Raw genomic sequence first — 19,964 nt, forward strand, 5'->3', positions numbered from 1 at the left:
GGAAGAAGCCTCTTCTGAAAGGATGTTTAGAATTATCCTTCTGTCTAATCAAAAAAGAATAAGTCTGTAAGCTGTTTTATGCTTACAAACTTATTATACGAGGAGGAATTCAGATGAAACTGCTCTATAAAGAATTGGTGCTTGCCGCCCATCCAACATCTATTGTCTTCGCTTTTCTTGGCTGTCTGGTGATGGTTCCTGCATATCCTTACACCGTCATTTTCATGTTTGGATGTTTGGCTCCTTATATTACGTTTCTCTATGCCAGGGAAACCAATGATGCCTGGTATAGCGCCATTCTTCCGATAACCAAACGGGAAAGTGTTAAGGGAAAATGCCGACTGATCGTTTCTATACAGCTGTTCCAGCTGATGCTGTCTATTCCATGCGTTATTTTGAGGAGAATTCTCGAGATGGAAAACAATCCGGTTGGAATTGATGCAACAGTTGCCTGGTATGGGTTTGGGCTGATCATCTACGCTGTTTTTGATCTGGTATTCTTTCCTGCCTATTATAAGAATGGGTACAAAGCCGGCAAAGCCTTTGTGATTGCCGCCATCCCTATGCTGCTGTTAATGATCGCTGTGGAGGGAGCAGTCCATCTTCCTGCCCTTGCCTGGCTGGACAGTTACGCTCCTCCTGATCTACTGCTACAAGTGCCCATCTTGTTGATCGGAATTTTATGTTATACCGTCCTGCTCTGCCTAGCATATAGGGTTTCCGTAAAACGCTTTGAAAAGGTGGACTTATAGTAAGAAAATAAAAAGGACACAAAGCAAAATACGCCTTGTGTCCTCACTATAATATCAAAAAAATTATTCCGACTTTTGCTAAATTTCAACAGTTTCACCGCAAGACATATAGTGTATATTATTCATATGTTGAGATAAATAGTAAAATGCTTTCTCCCCTGTACAATGGCAAGTATAAAACTCAGTATCTTTATATTTCTGTAATTCCGTTGCAATGCCATTTAACAATTCCTTTGATACTGATTTCCTTGTAAACGGATTGAATAAGTGAAAACCGCAAATACAAAAATATGGTCGATACTTCTCTGCTTCTTCCATTATATTAACAACACCAGCATGTCCACACCCCATTATAAGTACCGCTTGATTTTCTGAAATAATTAAATTTTGCTCGTGTCTGAAAGTATCTTTTCCCTTTTCATCATAAAGAGCATTATTAGCGGGAGAATAAAATTTATTTGTTTTACTCACTGTAAATAGCGATAATTCATCATCAATTTTATAATCACCGTCCAACAGTATAATCTGTCTGTTTGATTTAAGTTTACTGTTAATTCCAACTGGTATTTTAAGAAATAAAGTTTTGCTATAATGTGGTTCAAAGGCTTCTTTTTGTACATAAATCTTCGCCAAAGAATTAACATCTAAAAACTTTTTCAATGCTCCTCCGTGATCGAAATGTCCATGAGAAATAATAACAGTGTCTACCTTTGAAATATCTATATTTCTTTTAACAGCATTTTCAAACAATGTATTGTCTGAACCTAAATCAAATAAATTTTATGTGTCCTTGTTTCTATATAAAGGGAAAGTCCATGTTTTGCCTTAAGCTCTGACTTTGTAGTGATTTCTACCAATGATATAATTCTCATAAATTCTCCTCTATAACTTTCTATTTATCTAAATCCTGTTATTATATATTCTATCAGTGTTTCCACGTCATCAAAATCATCATAGTCTCCATTTATGCCTTCACGATGATAAATTATTCCTTTATTCTCGTTCCTTTCAAGACAATCTAAGAGATAATCTTCACCATACCTTCTAACAAACTCCGTAAAAGCATACGGTTTAACTTTACCTAATAATCCTTTTCTGCATTTTTCATTGCACTCATAACAATGTTCGATCTTTTTGGAAATTGAACATTTCCTATTTTCGCACCAGTCTTTATCTGGGCATTCACCTGAATTACACCCATTGCAAGTCAAATTTTCAGAACATAAGCAACAAGCAAGTCCACATCTAGCAATTCCTAATTCTCGTTTCATAACACCATCTCCCAATATGTATATTTCAATTCATCAACTTAGAAGTTGTAAGTTTGTATTTTACAAAAATAGTATAAATACAACGCCAGATAAATTAGCCAGAAAATGTGTAAATGCACTGATATAAGCATTAATTCTCCAGCTTGGATTCCCCCTGCTGAAAATCCCATAACTGCAATTGCATCCGGATTAATTCTATACACATCTGCATTTTTACGGATAAATCGAACAGCTCTTGCCAAATCCTCACATGCGGTCTGTGCACCCGGACGGTAAATCAGAACAAAGGCATTATATCCTTTTTTTGACAACTCCAAAGCATGGGGAAAACTGTCCTGCATGGCTCCTACATATGCAAAGCCTCCGCCGACATTACATACAGCAAACTTTTTCATATATCCTGACCTTTCTATGAACGATTCTCTATTCTTGATCCGCCGAATACTTCAGACATTTCCATCTGATCCAGTGCCTGATCCAGTTCTTTTATTTCCTGATCTGAAAGTATTACTTCTGATGCTTTTAGATTTTCCAGCATCCTTTTTGGGTTTCTTGTACCTGGAATTGGCACCAGATAAGGTTTTTTCCCAATCATCCACGCCAGAGAAATCTGTGCCGGAGTCACATTCTTTGCCCGTGACATCTCCTGCAGTAATGATAGCAGTGTTTCATTTTTCTTTAGTGACTCTGCTTGAAATTGAGGCATCATACTTCTGTAATCGTAAGTTGGATCAAACGAGCTACTTAGATCGTACCTGGCTGATAAAAGGCCATTTGCCAAAGGTGAAAATGCAACAAAGCCGATCCCCAGTTCTTCCAGCACCGGAAAGAGTTCTTCATGCCATCTTGCCATCATGGAGTATCGGTTCTGAATGGCTGTCACCGGACAGACTTTGTGCGCTCTTCGTATGATATCTTCTGTTGCCTCCGACAAACCCCAATGGGTAATCTTTCCTTGCTGTATCAATTTGGACATCACGCCTGCCACTTCCTCGATGGGTATGTTGGGATCGACACGATGTTGATAATACAAATCGATATGATCTGTGCCGAGTCTTTTCAGAGAACCTTCCACAGATGAAAAAATGACCTCCGGACGCGAATCCGGAATGATCGGATGATTTACTTCTGTGGAAGACGTATCAAAAGAAATTCCAAACTTTGTGGCAATCATAACTTGATTTCTGTACGGTTTTAGTGCCGCTCCAACCAGTTCTTCATTTGCATGAGGATTTTCTGCCGTGCCGTAAGACTCTGCCGTATCAAAGAATGTGTACCCTATATCTGCTGCCTGCTGTATCAGGCGAATGCCCTCTTTCTTCTCTAATGGTTTCCCATAGGCATGGCTGATTCCCATACAGCCGAAACCTACCACTGATACCCTAAGGTCTTTTCCTAAAGTTCTGTATCGCATAGTCTCCTCCTCTTTTCTTTCTGCCACTATTATAAACAAAGCGAGACTTCAACAGAAGTCTCGTTTTGTTATGCAGTATATACCAAAAGGTTTTTGCTAAAATATATTTCTCATACTCTTTATTCTGTCCTGAGGGCTGTTACCGGATCACTTTTCGATGCCTTTCTGGAAGGAATCAGTCCGCCTAGTAATGTCAAAAAGATGCTCAAAAGGATCAGGACAACCGCCGGACCTGCCGGAAGAATAGCATTGATATCTGATGTTCCGGCCAGATAATGGATCAAAGCATTTCCTGGAATCAGGAGAAGGCATGTAATGCCAATACCAAACAGTCCTGCACAAAGTCCGATAATAAAAGTTTCTGCATTGAAGACCTGAGAAACATTTCCTCTGGAGGCACCGATCGCACGTAAAATTCCGATTTCTTTTTGCCGCTCCAGAACGCTGATGTAGGTGATGACTCCGATCATAATGGAAGAAACGATCAATGAAATGGCGACAAAAGCGATCAATACATAGCTGATCACATCAATGATATCTGTCACAGAGGACATCAAGGTTCCCACTACATCAGTAAAAGTAATCACCTGCTCTTGTTTTCCCTGCTTCTCCATTTGGCTGTTATAATCATTTAAAATTTGGATGACCTGTTCTTTGCTTTCAAAATCTTTTGGATAAATGCTGATGCTGGTCGGGACACGAAAATCAACATAGCCAAGGGATTTTAAATTATTTTCATATGTGGCATTCTTAGCGGAATCCATGGAAAGCATCAGTTCCAACAATTCTTCTTCATCCATATTGATCTGCAGTGCATCAGCAAATGCCTGCCCGTTTATCTTTACAGCGTTTTGGAGACTGCTGCCAGCCAAAGCCATCGTCTGACTCATTGACCTCTTGATTCCATCCGTCATCTGCCCCATCATCTGCTGTATCATTTGGGAAATCTGCTCCTGCATGGAGATGGCGGCACCTTGTACGTATTCCTCCATAGGAGCTGCCAGCTGTTCTTCCAGCTTTTTCGTATCCACAATCCCTTCTATTTCCTTGAAAAGGCGTTTTTCTCCTTCCGGTGTTGCCAAATACTCCATAAAGTATTTTCCCATATTTCGCGGGTCCGGCAGTCCGTTTGCCTCTGCATAGGTAAGATATGCTTTTGTCATATCTTCTGCCAGCTCCTGAAGCTGTTTTGGCGTAATGGAAATATTTGAAAGCTCCTCAAACATGTTGTCCACCCATTTTTGCAGGATTTTTTTTGCCTGGGAAGTCTGAAGATATTCCAGGAAATATTCATCGAATTTTTCTGCATCTACATATCCATGTTCCAATGCATATTCCTGATATCCTTTCATGATATCCATGATCAACTCTTTGAGCTGGTCTGTAGAGATCACGACCTCTCCGCCTGATTGGATCATATCCCGGATATGTTCTAAAAGTACCTTTCTTGCTGCCTCTGTGCCAAGAAAATCGGAAAAATCATTGACCAGTCCGGAATAATCTGCCTCTGGATGGGACGTGGCATACTCTTGGTATCCTTCCATCAGACTTTGTATCATTTTGGAAAGTTGATCCGAAGAGACCGTCAGATCCAGATTTTGAAACAGATCCTCCATGCGAATGGACGGCATATCTGGAAGTTTCATATCCATATTTTCAAAATCCATCATATCTGCCAGATTCAGACTGCTTTGGGACGTATCCAAAGCATTTGAAAGTGCCAGGGAAAAAGCGTCGGTATCAAATCCAAACGCCTCCTTCATTTTGGACTCATCTACCTGAAAGAGAGAATTCATATCAAAGGTATCTCCACGTCCTTCCTGGCCAAATGCCTCATTGGTAAATACATTGATGTCCGGGTTTGCCAGCTGTTCTTTGACGATCTGACTGTCCTGTGCTTTTTTCGCCACATGTTTTGTCAGGGATGCCGGATATCCGATACCTGGTGTCAAAGCAGAGGCATTTGCTCCTTTTTCAGGCTGCACGATACCTACAATCTTTAGATCTTCACCTTGCTCTACAAGGTTTTGCATATATCCCTTATCCCCTGTCTTGTCTTTCCAGACTTTATACTGATCATCATATTCATAATAATCAGAACTGTTGACAAGTTTAAAAGTGATGCCCAAGATATCCTCAAAGGAATAGTCCTCTATATTTTGTGGTGTATCAATCTGTTCTTCATTGATAAACTGCCGGATCATCTCATCCAATTCCATTGGATCTCTCAGGCCCAATGTATATAATATAAAGTCACTGATATTGCCATTGGAGGTAAGGACAAGTACACATTCATTGTATTTGTTCGGCCAGCGCCCTGCTTTCACATCATACTGATCCTTGTACAATTTATCTTCTGCTGGCATTTCATAAAATACATCCGTACTCATCATAGAGGACATCAGGCTGTTGGAGCCGGAGGATGATCCAAATCCAAGAGAATCAAAAGATTTGTCCGGATGAACCTGTCGGACATTTTCTTCTTCTACCCGGTATATCTGGGGAACGGCATTGTAGGAATATTCCACGGCATTCGTATACTTTTCAATTCCGCCCTTCCCACTGTCCAGATATTTTTTTAAGGATTCCAGGTCATTGGAATCCATAGTAGAAAACATATCTGCGACCATCTGGACGACATGGACATCTCCCCTCGTATCCTGTTTTCCTGTTCCCTCGTCACTGACCATCATAGATGTCATATCAAATCCCGTGCTCTGGATCTGCAGAGGATATTCGGACAGAGTATCCTCCTCCACGCTTTTGATATATTGATTGACCCCTGTAGATAAAGAAAGAATGAGAGCAATGCCGATGATTCCTATGGAGCCCGCAAATGAAGTCAGCAGTGTTCTGGCTTTTTTTGTCTTCAGATTATTGAAACTCAGCGACAACGCAGTTAGAAACGACATGGATGCCTTGCCCATATTTTGATGTTTTGGTTTTTTTAGCAGTTTTTCATTCACTTCAAAAACATTGGAATCTGACTGGATGACGCCATCGCGCAGATTGACGATACGGGTTGCATACTGCTCTGCCAGCTCCGGATTGTGTGTTACCATAACGACAAGGCGTTCTTTTGCAACCTCTTTTAAAAGTTCCATGACCTGAACACTTGTATTGCTGTCCAATGCTCCTGTAGGTTCATCTGCCAGCAGAATGTCCGGATCATTCACCAAAGCTCTGGCAATTGCCACTCTTTGCATCTGTCCGCCTGACAACTGATTGGGCCTCTTATGTATCTGATTCCCAAGGCCAACTTTTTCCAACATCTCCAGGGCCTTTTGTCTTCTCTGTATTTTTCCGATCCCGGAAATTGTAAGCGCCAGTTCGACATTTGCCAAAATCGTCTGATGAGGAATCAGATTGTAACTTTGAAATACAAAACCGATCGTGTGATTACGATAAGAATCCCAATCCCGCTCTCTGTATTTTTTTGTGGAAATACCATTGATGATCAAATCACCGCTGTCATAGCGGTCCAGACCACCAATGATATTTAAAAGCGTTGTTTTTCCTGAACCACTGGGGCCTAAAATTGCAACAAACTCATTGTCTCTAAGATTCAGACTTACATGATTGAGAGCTTTTTGCACTAAATTCCCGGTCCGATACTCTTTACAGATGTTTTTGATCTGTAACATAAACCTATAACCCCCTTCCATATATGAAGCCAACTATAATTAATTGAGAGTCAATTGTCAAGTGCCGATACAGTATGATAGTAAAATATATTTATTCGTAAACCGATGCAGTCAAGAATATAAGCCTCATTTCCTGTTTTATCTTTTGCATCTGTCCACGAATCCGTTTTTGCTTTTCATGGACTTTTTCCCGATTTACCTCAAGGTTCAGTTCATTGCTGTAATAATTTCCCTGATACTTCTCGTAGAAACCGTCAAATCCGGCCAGATAAACCTCATCGGTACCACACTGTTTTAAAAGGTTCAGGAGCATAAGACCTGCATTGTCAGATACCCATGGGTCCTCATTTGTGTAGGAATCATAGTCCACGATCCACGCATCGGCAAACTTTTCGGATCGGATATTGGACGTGAGAATGACCTGTACTTCCCTGTGTGTACAAAGCTCTCTCTCCAAAAGATCCATTCGTTTTTGATTGCTCACAAAACAGGCATCCGGGAATAAGATGGTTTCTATAAAGTGTATAGAAATGATATATGGATGCTCGGTTTCTATGAAAGTCTTAATCTTTTTCTGCTCTAAAGCAAGTGAATTTCCAGGGGCAAGAAGCAGCACTTTTTTCCCCTTGATCGTACTGGAAATTTTTTTCACTGTGGTGCTGTCGTCAATTTTTTGATTTTGGAAGTCCAGATATAACCGCTCAATGAGAGCCTGGTCGTACAGGACTTTTGCCTCTTTTGGAATGGCCTGGATGATCTTCTCGATTCCTTTCATGGTCAGGGTCTGTTTGTTGATCAAATACGATGCATAATTTGGATGACAGACATTGCTTGCTGCGATATGATACGGTAATGTGTAACCCCACTCGTATTCTTTGCGGATGGCTGCAATGTATTCGTCATAAATATCCATGATCATGGAGACATCATACCTGGATGCAACCTTTCGATTGATGTATTGGGCGATCAACTCTGTTGGAAGATTTCCCGCGCCCCTTCCCATTCCATATACAGAGGAATCCAAAATCAAAGTCCGCTTGCTCTGGATTTTTCCCAATACCTGGGCATTTGAGAACGCAAGCTGAAGATTGTTGTGGCCGTGAAAACCAAGATGAATGTCCGGGTGCATGTTTTCATCAATGAGGTAGAAACGGTGGGAAACTTCATTTCGGTACATGCTTCCAAGAGTGTCAACGATATAGAAAGCATAGGGCCTTAGCTCGTTCATTTTTTCCACCAATGCCAGAAGTTCCATATCTGTGTAAAAGACGGTTCCCACAGGCTGCATAAACACTTCATACCCTTTTTCCATGATGATGCTGGCCCATTGGATCGCTTTTTCTATCTCATTTTTGTGGAAAGTAAGCCGGATGCCAGAAATTCCGTCTTTGCTGCACGCAGAAAGGGTTTCCGGCAAAAGTTCTTTTTCCCCGATGGCGATCATGGCCACGTACATGGAATTTCGTTTTCGTTTTGGCAGCAGGTTTTTGATCTCCTCTGCAGAGGAAAAAAGGGAAGACTCAGGATCGTTTACCATCTGTGTCAAAAAACCGCATTCAATGATCTCGATGCCTGCTCTGTCAAGCTTGTCCAGAATGGACAGAATGGTTTTTCGACCAAATTTCCAGTTATTGATATATCCGCCGTCACGCAAAGTACAGTCCAGTATTTTTGTGCTCAAAATTTCCACTCTCCTTTTTGCAGCCGTTCTTTTATTACAGCTCTTACATAGTCCAGATCTTTCGGCGTATCCACGGACAGGGAAGACGCCCGTACCGGAATCATTTTTAGCTTTTTCCCATGTTCCACAAAGCGCAGTTCATTGATGTCCTCGATCTTTTCAATTTCTCCTTTTGGCGTAGTTGCAAAGAATTCCAATGCCTGTCTGGAATAAGCCAGTACCCCAAGATGCTTGTAATACTCAAAGCGGATGCTGCTCTTTGGGTGCGGAATGGGGCTGCGCGAAAAAAAGAGGGCATATCCGTCAGTATCCGTGACAACCTTGATATTCGTCTCATCCACAACCTCCGAAGGTTTTTGGATGACACTCATAAGATTTGCGGCAAAAAACGTTTCCTCATCTTTTGGAACGATTTGTTCAATGATCTCCGGTTCGATCAATGGTTCGTCTCCATTGACGCACACATAAATATCTGCCAAAATTTTTCTGGAAACTTCATAGAGCCTCTCTGTACTTGTACGATGATTTTTGGAAGTCATCATACAATTGATATCGTATAATCTGCAGGTTTCCATGATTTCTTCATTGTCCGTGGCAACGAGAACTTCATCGATTGCCATGCATTTTTTTACCTGCTGGTACACCCACCAGACCATAGGTCGTCCGCAGATATCAGCCAGTGGTTTGCCTTTGAAACGGGTGGAATGGTATCTTGCAGGAATGATTGCCGCTGTGCGCATGTTTTTCCTCCTTTATGACTTCTTTAAAAATTCTCCCAATATCCGAAGTGGTTTTGTCAGTTTCCAACAGGTGGAATTTTCGTAAGTTTCCACTACTTTTTGAATCTGTTCCTCCACATTTGTCGGGAAAGTTCTCCCTTCCTGTATTGTGGAAATAGCCTGTCCTTTGCCGGCTGCTGCTTTTTCTTTTTTGTAAAGATTCCAGTTGTCCAGAATCCGTTTAGACCACATTTTTAAAACATGTTCACTGACCAGCTCAAATCCTTCGGGGATGTCTTTTTGCCAAATTTTGCAGCAGTTTTCTTCGTCCTTCATATCGTAAGATAGAATACTTGGAAGATAGACGCGCACATGGTTTTTGAGAAGCTGATTTTTCCCGTTTGGATTCAGGTTAAAATACAGGATCAAAAAGTCTCTGATCCGTTCTTTTAAGGGAAGAAACGCCTGATTATAGATGTGTTCTTCCCGATAGGTGTCTAAAAGAGCCTGGATCACATAATCTCCTTTCTGCGCTCCAAAACATCCGGCTGTAAGGTTCTCTTCATCTTCAAATCCGAAAAAAACTTTGTTGAAACGGAGCATTTTCAGCCGCAGGTTTGCTTTCATGTACGGAAAAAGGACGATTCCTCCCTGTTCGTAGAGGGTTAAAAGTGCATAGTATTCCTCCACGTATTCTGTCTTTCCCTCCTCCAGTGCTGTCTGCACGCTTGTAGGAAGACTTGTCTTTTTAAATGCATGTGCATCTGCCAGGACAATATTTGCCGCTGGAAAATGTTCCTTGAGCATTTCTTCATAGGATGCCGGAATATCGCCGTGAAAATTGGCCAGGATAAAGGTTTCCGGAATCACATCTTCATCGATACAATCTAAAATTTTTTGCATTTTTTTGTCTTTTTCCAGATATGGATTCAAGAGAAAATCTTTCTTATACTTCTGGATCAGCGAAACAAAATCTGCGCCAAATAAGGTCCTTGACTGATACATGTTCCAATACAGCTGTTTCGCAGTACAGTACACGACTTCGTCTTTATAGGAGGGGTTGCTGTTATCCAAAAAAGAGCGAAATGCCCGGATAATGTCCACCATCTCTCCTGTCACTGTGGTGGATATGGTGTTCGGCCTTCGATAATACTGGTAGAATGGCTTTTTCACATACCCGATGTGCGGATATTTGGTGACAAGACATGGGATCAGCGCAATATCTTCAAACAACATTTTTTCATATCGATTCTCCTGCCAGATTTTGCGTTTGTACAGTTTGTTCACACTGTAAGTGATATTGTTTCCGTGGGCAATATAATCCGGCACATCGATTCTGCTTTCCGGATAGGTTTCCACAACAGTCTTTCGTTGTTCAGCTACATAAATAATCTCCACATCACAGAAAACCATGTCAAAGTCTTCTTCTTTTGCCTTTTCATACATTGCTTTATACATGTCCGCATGGACTTCATCATCCGAATCCAGAAAAGCAATGTACTCTCCTTTTGCAAGCTCAATACCTGAATTCCTGGCCATTCCAAGTCCATCATTTTTTTTGTGGATGACGCGAATCTTATCCGGAGCATTTTGGGCATAGGTGTCACAGATTTTCCCAGATGCATCGCTGCTTCCGTCGTCAACAAGAATGATCTCCAGATCTTTTAATGTCTGGGCAAGCACACTGTCCACCGCTTTTTCCAGATAATTTTCCACATTATATACCGGGATGATGACAGATACTTTTATATGCTCATTCATTTCTGCCCTCCTAAATATTTTAAAATGTGTTTCAGCTCATAAATGGTCTTTGGAACATAATAATTATTTCCTGCAAACTGAATACGAAACTGTTCCAGATACCGTTTCAGCACATCGTCCTCCTTCCACAGCACTTTCCCGTCATACAGACGGTAGAGCATCACAGTAGGGATGTCCAGGTCAAGGACAAGTTTTGCGCTCAGTGCAGCGTTGGAGCAGATTGTCAGGATGGTTTTGTCTGTGTTCTGTTCATTCAAAAGGTAAAGCTCCCAAGGTGCGCCAATTTCATATTTTGGTGTAAGCCCAAGATTGAACGGGAGATTGATCTCATTTCTTGGATGGGGTTTTACGGCAAACGCATTCGCAGCCACCGCATTTTTACACTGTTCCATGAGAAACAGCTCATTTCCGGAAATTCCTTCCGCCCGAAAGGATTGTTCCAGAAAAACAAATGCAGGGTCATGTTCGGGCTTTTGATATTGGAAGATGTTATTTAACATTTCGATGAAATCTATATCTTTTGGGTTAATTTTGGGAAGGCGCATGTTCGGAATCTTGTCTCCTCTTCTGGCAAGACGCGGTTCATAGAGGAGAGCCTTTTCGACTTTATCTCGAATCTCTCTCCCCTGTGCATGTTTATTAATCTGAGAGCGCTCTTCTTTCAAGTAGTCGATTACATAAGAAGAAAATCCATCCTCATACCAAAGAAATCTGCAAGGATGATCATAATAAACGTGGGCCAGAAGTCTTGCAAAAAAATCAAAATTGGAAAAATAGATTTCCCGGTAATCAGCCAATTCTTCACTCAACTGCCACCGAAGAACTGTGCGGCCGCGCTTAAAAACTTCTGTCATTTCCTTCTCAGATTTTTTTATCGTTTCGTTCAGGTCTTTGACGGATCCGGACAAAACACGTAAAAAAAGCTTGGTGGATATCAACTGCTCCCTCAAAGATACAAGGCCTGGCGTAACGTCTGTGATGAGAAGTTCCACAGGATAAGGGTTTAGGATCGTCCACTTCATGTGAATGGCCGTCAAAAGCTGATATACAGAATTTACAATGATTAAGACAGTTTCATTGGACATAAGACTACCTCGCAATCTTTTTAACGATAAAATCCTCCGTCAGATTTTCACATCCCGCAGAGTCAAAAGAATAGACCACAGCAGGTTTTTTATGAAACACGTAAGGTAATAACTCTGACGGAAATGGTTTCTTTAGTACAATTGCATTTGGAAAAATCATCCGGTAATCAAAGTGATCATCCGGATGCGGTTTGATGAGAAGTTTTGTTTTTGATGGGATATTTTTTTTCATATGCAGGTAAAGCGCTTTCTGGCGATTCCCATCCATGATACCAAGACCCGAAAAATTCTGAGTCAGTACAATGGCATCTGCATGTGCATAGATTTTTCTCCTGAGAAAAAACCGGATGATGCGGTTTCGCTCCTTTTCGTTTAAGTTTTGAAGTTCCATGGATACGTCAAAATTTTCATATTTTTCGTCTGATACAACCATATTCTGGGCCTTTTTCATACACACAATTTTTTTAATGAGAGGATTTGAGCCGTCAAACAAGCCGTATTTTTTAGCGATTTCTGCGTGTACAGGGAAACGATTTTTCAGGTTTTCATAGAGCATTTCTGCTTTTCCAAGCATTCCCGCTGCGTCCTCAAAAAACGTAAATGAAATATTTTCCTTAAGCACATACAATGTAAAATAAAAATGTGCTCCTGCAATATAGATGTCCGTGAACTCATCCAAACAGAAAGGGACCTTTTTTTCAAAGTAAAAAGAAACTCGTTCCAATATCGTTCGTTCATCCAGATGAGGAATATGAAGGTAAGGAAAAAGGATTACTTTTGTAAAAAAATGTCCGGACACTAATTTTTTATACTGTGGATATTTGCCCACAATAAAATCCGGCAGAATGAGAATTGCGGATTCACAAGGATGATATTTTCTTCGGTGCAGCAGGACTTCTAAAAGCTGGTAAGAGCTGATTGCGTGATACAGTACCATTTTTACTCCTTTTATCCCACATGGATATCATCCAAAAGCATGTGAAAGCTTTTGCGATATGCCCTGTTTTTTTTGTTCAAGACTGCCAGCATGGGCGCGTATGCATCTCTTCCACTGACCACGACCGGCATGCCGATCTTTGCCTGCGCCGCCTCAAATAAATTTGCAAAATCGAGAATTCCACGGTGGATTTCACGAATCTTTTCAGCATGTTTTGGTGTTTCCTTCCACTTGCACGAAAAGCCTTCCTCTTTATTTGGATAAAATCCGATAAAGCTCCCTGCCGGTTCCCCCAGGAGCAGTTCCCAGTACAGATTATGCCCTTTTACGGGGCGATGAAATTTCCACAAATCCCGGTTTTCCTGCTGGGAGTAGAGATAACTGACAAGTTTGCCAAAAAAGAGAAAGGATTCTCCACTCTCCCTGTCAAGAGTATTGGTACCTGCAAGGATTCCGGTGATCTTACAATCCATTTTCCAGACGTCGTTCACCATATGATCCAGCATCAGGGCTCCGCTCCCTGCCCAGCCAACATCGATGGCTGCAGCTTGTGTCACGTCTTTTAGAATAGGTGAGAAATAGGCCTTTGCGGCTGCGGCCTGGGGCGTGTAGTGTGCCATGGTCTTGTCCCAGGAATTTAAAAGATAGTCTTTGATTTTTTCCGCATTTTTATACGTCAGTTCCTCGGTCTTTTGCAAAAAAAGAGCATTTAAAATTTCTTCCTGCATATCCTCCAATTCCATGGACATTAAAATATCCTGTATGGAAAATCCCTGGTCGATTTTGTGAAAAAGGAAACGTTCAAAATATTCATGTCGGTAGTAGTCAGCCGAAAGTTTCAGGGCAGCCAGTCTTGACCAGAACACATAGGCAATGGAATCCGTTTCATCCGGATAAAGTGTTTCGTACACTTTTTTTAAAACCTTGCCGTCTCGTGAGAGGAACAAAAGCTTTTCAATTTTGTGTTTTTCTCTGCACGCATGGATAAACTGGCAGTATCCCACCACAAACAGTCCGCCGTAGACAAATCCGTATTCGTATTCTTTGGAATAGGCAAGAGAGCCGTTGTAAAGATGAGTATTGACGATCCCCCGATAAATACTGCCTGTCAGTACGGATAGATCAAATACACGGTATTTTTTTCCCATACGATTGATATTGGGATAAAAAGCAGCATCTATTCCGGCCTTGAGCGCCTGTTCCTCGTCCGAATGGACATGGTCTCCAATATGCACATAGGAAAGGGACGAGCCTAATTGCTCTTTTACAATTTGGTAAAGTTCCCCGTTTACCTTTGCCTTTTCATAGTCACAGGATACAAAATATGCAGAAAAGTCTTTATATCCGCATTCGCTTAAGAGCCGGTGGATACGCTCCTCTCCAAGATACATATCAGACACTGCCACGATGGTCTTTCCCTGTTTTTGCAGCTCTTTAACCACTTCAAAGAGATACGGGTTTGCCAGGCAGCAACAGGACTCATACTCCCATTCCACCTTGACACCGACTTCTTGTGGAATATGTGTTTCCTTTTCAACCTCTGCCCATATTTCTTCCAGGGTCACTTCATATGTTTCCTTTTCCCGCCACTTCTTTTTTCTTGCACTCTCCTCACATTGGACCCGGATTTTTTTCAGTCCGGGATAGGAAAAATGGAATTCTAACAGATAAAACAGGTCAGATGGCTCAAAAAAAGGGCGAAAGATCAGAGTATCAAATACATCAAATGATATCACATCGTAGCAAGCCAGTTTTTTTGCAAACAAAAGGGATGACTCTTGGACTGCCCTGGAAGATTCACTTCCTTTTGCCAAGAGTCTGGGCGTGCGCCATTCGTTTTTGTATCGATGTAACTTTCGCTTGATCCGTCCTGCCACCCGCCTGGTCATCTTCTCTTTCATTGCACTCCTCCTTTTGCTACTTTCCCATTTTTTCATAGGTATCGCAGACAACATCAGGGTTGCCGCATGCCTTTAGTTTCCCTTTCTCAATCCAGATTGCTTTTGTACAGTTGTTGCGGATGACGGAGGTAGAATGAGATACAATAAGGACTGTGGATCCTCCGTGGATCATCTTTTTGATACGCTCTTCGCTTTTCTTTCTAAAAAACATGTCCCCCACACTCAGCACTTCATCTAAAATGAGTATTTCCGGACTGTCCCCTGCAGTGGCGATTGCAAATCCGAGTCTGGAAACCATGCCGGATGAAAAGTTTTTCACTTTTGTATCCATAAATCCGTCAAGCTCGGCAAACTTTACAATTTCTTTATATTTTTGATCAAGAAATGATTTTGTATACCCGATCATTGCACCGTTTAAGTACACATTTTCCTTTCCTGTAAGCTCCGGATCAAAACCAGTTCCAAGTGTCAGAAGATGTACTTTTTTTCTGTCCACATATACCCGCCCACTGCTTGGGATGAGTGCTCCGGAGATGATCTTTAGAAGCGTACTTTTTCCGGAACCATTTGTACCGATGATCCCTGCCACTTCTCCTTTTTTGACTGTAAAACTGATGTTGTCCAAAGCTTTAAATGTTTCAGGGCGGTAAGTGCCTTTTAATTTTTTGATCAGCAGTTCCTTCATGCTGTCCGGAACATCTTTTGCCCGTTCAAATTCCATACTCACGTTTTGTACGATGACTTCTGTCTCCATCTGTGCCTCCTACAGTTTCTGCATGATAGTATTTCTGTTTTTCTTGAAAATATACCTTCCAAGCAGATAGCTGCCCACGCACCAAAAAACAATCCCTGCCCACTCAAAAAAAGTTGGCAGCAGTCCTGACAGAACGGCTTTTCTTAAGCAGTGGATCAAAATGTAGATCGGATTGTTGTCAATGACAATTCTGATAGGTCCAGTAAGCTGTTCGGCCGGATAAAAGATAGCCGAGCAGTACATCCAAAGGGTCAAAAAAACCGAATACAGGTGTTTGATGTCTCCGAAAAAGACATAGGCACTTGCCAAAAGATAGGAAATACCAAGGGTAAATAAAAACAAAAAGAAAACAAAAACAGGAAAGAAAATAAAGGTTGGCCTAAGAGTAATACGAAACACCGCCAGCATGATTGCATATGCAAGAAACGAATAACCAAGATTTAACAAGGCTGTGTACACTCTTGCAAGGATAAAGAGCTCCATCGGAAATTTGACTTTCAAAAGCAGAGCTTTATTGTCCGCAAGTGTTGTCATAGCTGTCGTGGTGGCTCCGGTAAATGCCTGCCACAAAAGATATCCCGTCAAATAATAGATCGGATAATTTTCAATGGAACGCCGAAACAGCTGCGAAAAGATAAGGGACAGTACCACCATAGAGAGCAAGGGATTGAGTACACTCCACACAATTCCAAGATACGACCTTGCATATTTGCGTTTGATTTCTCTGGATGTCAGCTGCTGGATCACGAATGCATACTGTTTTGTTTTTGGTGACAACTGCATGAACTCTCCTTCCTTCTTTTTCTTTTTTCCTTCTGGATCTTAAAAAAATACCGGGCAGTCTGAAACAGGGTATATCCGTAAAGATGCCATGCGGGATGTTTCCCGTATAAAACTGCGCTGCCCGGATACCAGGCGCTTTCAGGTATCCAGGACTTTTCTTTCTTTACTTTCCGATACAACATAGGAAAAAAATGATAATGGTTTAACTGTGAATCTGTCATTGGCCGGGCCAGTACCTGCTCCCCTTCCCCGTTAACATCGTCAGAAAAAGAAATGTTTCCGTAGTATTTTGCCTGCTGCCTGGAAGGTGCGCTCATGATTTTTCCAAGAATCCGTTCTGTCCGCCGTTTTTCTTTTTGAAAGTTTGTCAAATGCAGGGATGCGCAGGAAGACGCATAGCGGACACATGCATGGCTGATGTCTTTACACACATTTTGTTTTTTGCGTCTGTCTTTTGCAAATAATGGCTGATAGATCCCTCCTATGTTTTGGTATCCAATGGTTGTTCCGTGTGGAGCTGTATAGACCGCCTCAAAAAAGCAGTTGGAAAAAAACACTTTCCGGAACAGGTGTGTTTCCGGGGAGAAATAATAACTGTGGTAAGCCGCTCGTTTTGTATTTGAGGGCAGTTCATAGAGTCCAAAATAGTATCCTTTCAAAAGTTCCTTTCGCCCCATATATTCCAACAGCCTATTCAAGGTATCTTGTGTAGTGCCGCTCCATCCACTGTCAACAATAGCAAATGAAACTGTTTCCAAAAGCCCTTCCTGCATAAGATATCCGGAAATGGATTGTAGGGCCTTTTTGGAATGGCGTCGGACAAACTCCAGAAACAACGAGCACGTTTCCAACTGGGACCGGACTTTTATCAGCTTTTCTTTGGAGAGTTTCTCATCGCACCAATTCGATGCGTCCAGTTTATCGAGCACTTCTTTTTTTTCCTGCTCTTTAAGTCCGCTCCGGTCCAGAATTTTAGACAGTGTTACATCCGTTCCACCCCTGCAAAGGTAATCCATACCAGAGATTTCATTTAAGCAAAAAGCAGGAAGATTTAAGGAATATCTGGAACAGCACAAATATCTGCACTCTATTGCGATTTTAAATCTTCTGCATAAAATTTGTCCCATTTTCCATAATAGATAGCCGTCTCTGGAGAGAAAATAAAGTCGTTCTATACCATGTTTCTGCGCTTTAAAAAGAACCCACTTCACATAATTTCCAAGCACGAACGCTAATTTTTGGTGTTCTCTTTCCCGGTTCATGGCATCTTTTTCCTTTTCTTTCGGATATAATGGTGCAAGGGTGCTGGTATGGCTCCCACCAGGAGTGGTTTTACCACATAAGGCAATGTTTTTACATGGAAAATCCCAAGCAGGCGGAATCCATGTATGCGCAGAAACATCTCCCGGATTCTGCGCATATACGTTCTTTTTTGATGAGAATGATAGTCTTCCCAGTACTTCAAAAGACTTTCCTGAATGTTGTATCCATGATTTCCGTTTTTGTGAAGTCTCATAAACAGCTCATAGTCCTCCAGCCCCTTCCATTTCGAGGCAGAGCAATATCCGTGGTTTTCCTTGAGCACTGTCCTTCGAAACATGACTGTTGGGTGAAGGTAGGGAGAATTAAAAAGGAAATCTGTCCGTTTGGGTATTCTCGGCATTTTTTGATAGCCCCACACCCCATCCTTGTCCATCAATTCCGCATTGGATCCCACCCACTGATATTTCGGGTGCGTTTCCAAAAACTGGTATTGAGTTTCAAAACGTTTTGGCTCACAGATATCGTCCGCATCCATCCTTGCGACATATTTTCCTTTTGCCTGACGAATGCACACATTCAGCGCGTATGCAAGTCCGTGGTTCTTTTTCTGCCTGATATAGATAAACCGTTCATCTTTTTCACACAATTTCCGGATAAAAGCAGCATCTTTATTTTTAGAACCATCGTCGTAGAGAATCAGCTCCCAGTCTTTGAAAGTTTGTTTGACAATGGAATATAGGGCTTTTTTCAATTTTTCTTTTTCCGGATCATACACACCCATGACAACGCTTACCATGACTTTATTTTTTCCCATTTCTTCTCTCCATTCTTCTCTCCATCTCTGTATAGATTCTCTGCATCACTGCACCTGCATATACATTTTCAAATGGTTTTACGGACAGTACACATTCCTGCCTCATTTCTCTTTTTGTTTTCTCATCCAGATTTCGGATATTTTCAATAGTTTTTGCCACTTCTTTTACATTATTGTATTGGAAAAGAAATCCATTTTTTCCGTGTTCCATATATTCTCTTGTTCCACGGTTGTCTGAGGCAAGAAGGGGAACTCCCATGGCCAAAGCCTCAAGTCCTGCCATTCCAAGCCCCTCTCTTTTTGAAGGGAAGATCACAGCATCCGCGCATCCGATATAATCCCACGGATTGCTGCAATAGCCATAAAATATGACCTCTTTTTCCATACCTTTTTTCTCTACAAAATCCTGAAGTTTTTCTCTGAAAAACCCATCTCCAACTATTCCATAACGAATGGACTGTGCTCCTTTTCTTTTCTTTAGAATAGAAAGCGCCTCCACTACGATTTTTTGATTTTTATTTGCATTGATTTCTCCTACGGATAGGAGGAAAAAATCCTCATCCAAAATTCCAAGATTCTTTCTTTTTTCCCTCTTCTCTTCATCTGACACAGGGTGAAACACGTCAAGATCCAGACCTTCCCCTGGAATTTTATAAAGCGAGCCTCCTTTTTTTAGGCGAAACCTTTTGGCATTTCGATAATCTTCTTCATTTATGACAATCAAAATGTCTGTGTTGTGGGCCAAAAATCTCTCAACCGGATAGTAAAACAGATGATTGAACAGGGGGGCTCCCTTATAAAAATGAAATCCATGAGCTGTATAGAGAATAATGGGGCGCTCTTTTTTGGGCAGCCAACCTGCCAATCTGCCCAAAAGCCCGCCAACAGGTGTATGACAGTGAATAGCGTCAATCCGGTATTTTCGGATCAGATGGAGCAGCTGCCTAAAAGCTTTTGTATTGTACTGAAACATATACGGAGAACGTGCGATTTCAATGTGATGTGCCTGTACTCCCATTTTTTTGATCCGTTCTATATCGTGGAGATACGAAGGTTCGTTCATGTTTGCCGCATAATGTACAGTGAACCCTTTTTGTCTGAGGATCCTGACATTCTGCTGTTCAAATTTTCCAAGGAATTCATTGGTGGTAGCTAAAATCAATATATTTTTTTCTGTCATAATAA

Annotated in this window: 17 protein-coding genes; 1 reads left to right on the forward strand and 16 read right to left on the reverse strand. The window is 41.4% G+C overall.

Annotated features, from left to right (window positions below; genetic code table 11):
* The first annotated feature begins 113 nt into the window (after positions 1-113).
* The gene (locus B5F18_RS00005; protein WP_087155615.1) at positions 114-752 is read left to right on the forward strand and encodes an ABC-2 transporter permease; all 639 of its coding nucleotides are present in this window, start codon (positions 114-116) and stop codon (positions 750-752) included.
* A 78-nt stretch (positions 753-830) separates the two neighbouring features.
* Here the strand turns inward: B5F18_RS00005 and B5F18_RS00010 are convergent, their stop codons facing one another.
* The 16 genes from B5F18_RS00010 to B5F18_RS00085 all read right to left on the reverse strand — a co-directional run bounded on the left by B5F18_RS00010 (position 831) and on the right by B5F18_RS00085 (position 19,959).
* Positions 831-1,502 carry an MBL fold metallo-hydrolase gene (locus B5F18_RS00010; RefSeq protein ID WP_242955767.1) on the reverse strand — a complete coding sequence of 224 codons (672 nt, stop codon included), beginning with the start codon at positions 1,500-1,502 and terminating at the stop codon, positions 831-833.
* 146 nt (positions 1,503-1,648) lie between these two features.
* A complete protein-coding gene (locus B5F18_RS00015; protein ID WP_087155616.1) occupies positions 1,649-2,023 on the reverse strand; it encodes a DUF3795 domain-containing protein in 375 nt (124 codons plus the stop codon).
* Positions 2,024-2,061: 38 nt separating this feature from the next.
* On the reverse strand, positions 2,062-2,418 hold the full coding sequence (locus B5F18_RS00020) for an alpha/beta hydrolase (RefSeq protein ID WP_330394067.1): 357 nt from the start codon (positions 2,416-2,418) through the stop codon (positions 2,062-2,064).
* A gap of 14 nt (positions 2,419-2,432) precedes the next feature.
* Complete coding sequence (locus B5F18_RS00025) at positions 2,433-3,437, reverse strand: aldo/keto reductase (protein WP_087155617.1); 1,005 nt, start codon at positions 3,435-3,437, stop codon at positions 2,433-2,435.
* Positions 3,438-3,556: 119 nt separating this feature from the next.
* Positions 3,557-7,081: an ABC transporter ATP-binding protein/permease gene (locus tag B5F18_RS00030; protein ID WP_087155618.1), complete on the reverse strand. Its 3,525-nt coding sequence runs from the start codon at positions 7,079-7,081 to the stop codon at positions 3,557-3,559.
* A gap of 91 nt (positions 7,082-7,172) precedes the next feature.
* The gene (locus B5F18_RS00035; RefSeq protein WP_162607518.1) at positions 7,173-8,762 is read right to left on the reverse strand and encodes an aldolase catalytic domain-containing protein; all 1,590 of its coding nucleotides are present in this window, start codon (positions 8,760-8,762) and stop codon (positions 7,173-7,175) included.
* On the reverse strand, positions 8,759-9,502 hold the full coding sequence (gene kdsB / locus B5F18_RS00040) for a 3-deoxy-manno-octulosonate cytidylyltransferase (RefSeq protein ID WP_087155620.1): 744 nt from the start codon (positions 9,500-9,502) through the stop codon (positions 8,759-8,761). The genes B5F18_RS00035 and kdsB overlap by 4 nt, the downstream gene beginning before the upstream one ends.
* Positions 9,503-9,514: 12 nt before the next feature.
* Positions 9,515-11,242, reverse strand: coding sequence for a glycosyltransferase family 2 protein (locus tag B5F18_RS00045; protein WP_087155621.1), 1,728 nt, complete (start codon positions 11,240-11,242; stop codon positions 9,515-9,517).
* The gene (locus B5F18_RS00050) at positions 11,239-12,327 is read right to left on the reverse strand and encodes a polysialyltransferase family glycosyltransferase (RefSeq protein ID WP_087155622.1); all 1,089 of its coding nucleotides are present in this window, start codon (positions 12,325-12,327) and stop codon (positions 11,239-11,241) included. Before B5F18_RS00050 ends, B5F18_RS00045 begins: the two co-directional genes overlap by 4 nt.
* 4 nt (positions 12,328-12,331) lie before the next feature.
* On the reverse strand, positions 12,332-13,264 hold the full coding sequence (locus B5F18_RS00055; RefSeq protein ID WP_087155623.1) for a polysialyltransferase family glycosyltransferase: 933 nt from the start codon (positions 13,262-13,264) through the stop codon (positions 12,332-12,334).
* Between the two features lie 11 nt (positions 13,265-13,275).
* On the reverse strand, positions 13,276-15,165 hold the full coding sequence (locus B5F18_RS00060) for a hypothetical protein (RefSeq protein WP_087155624.1): 1,890 nt from the start codon (positions 15,163-15,165) through the stop codon (positions 13,276-13,278).
* Positions 15,166-15,181: 16 nt separating this feature from the next.
* Positions 15,182-15,919 carry an ABC transporter ATP-binding protein gene (locus tag B5F18_RS00065; RefSeq protein WP_087155625.1) on the reverse strand — a complete coding sequence of 246 codons (738 nt, stop codon included), beginning with the start codon at positions 15,917-15,919 and terminating at the stop codon, positions 15,182-15,184.
* Between the two features lie 9 nt (positions 15,920-15,928).
* Positions 15,929-16,702, reverse strand: coding sequence for an ABC transporter permease (locus tag B5F18_RS00070; RefSeq protein ID WP_087155626.1), 774 nt, complete (start codon positions 16,700-16,702; stop codon positions 15,929-15,931).
* Positions 16,663-17,964: a hypothetical protein gene (locus B5F18_RS00075; RefSeq protein ID WP_087155627.1), complete on the reverse strand. Its 1,302-nt coding sequence runs from the start codon at positions 17,962-17,964 to the stop codon at positions 16,663-16,665. Before B5F18_RS00075 ends, B5F18_RS00070 begins: the two co-directional genes overlap by 40 nt.
* Complete coding sequence (locus tag B5F18_RS00080) at positions 17,961-18,779, reverse strand: glycosyltransferase (RefSeq protein WP_087155628.1); 819 nt, start codon at positions 18,777-18,779, stop codon at positions 17,961-17,963. The genes B5F18_RS00075 and B5F18_RS00080 overlap by 4 nt, the downstream gene beginning before the upstream one ends.
* Positions 18,766-19,959: a glycosyltransferase family 4 protein gene (locus B5F18_RS00085; protein WP_087155629.1), complete on the reverse strand. Its 1,194-nt coding sequence runs from the start codon at positions 19,957-19,959 to the stop codon at positions 18,766-18,768. The genes B5F18_RS00080 and B5F18_RS00085 overlap by 14 nt, the downstream gene beginning before the upstream one ends.
* Positions 19,960-19,964: the final 5 nt, after the last annotated feature.

It is taken from the genome of Lachnoclostridium sp. An181 (assembly GCF_002160325.1).
Lineage (GTDB): Bacteria > Bacillota > Clostridia > Lachnospirales > Lachnospiraceae > An181.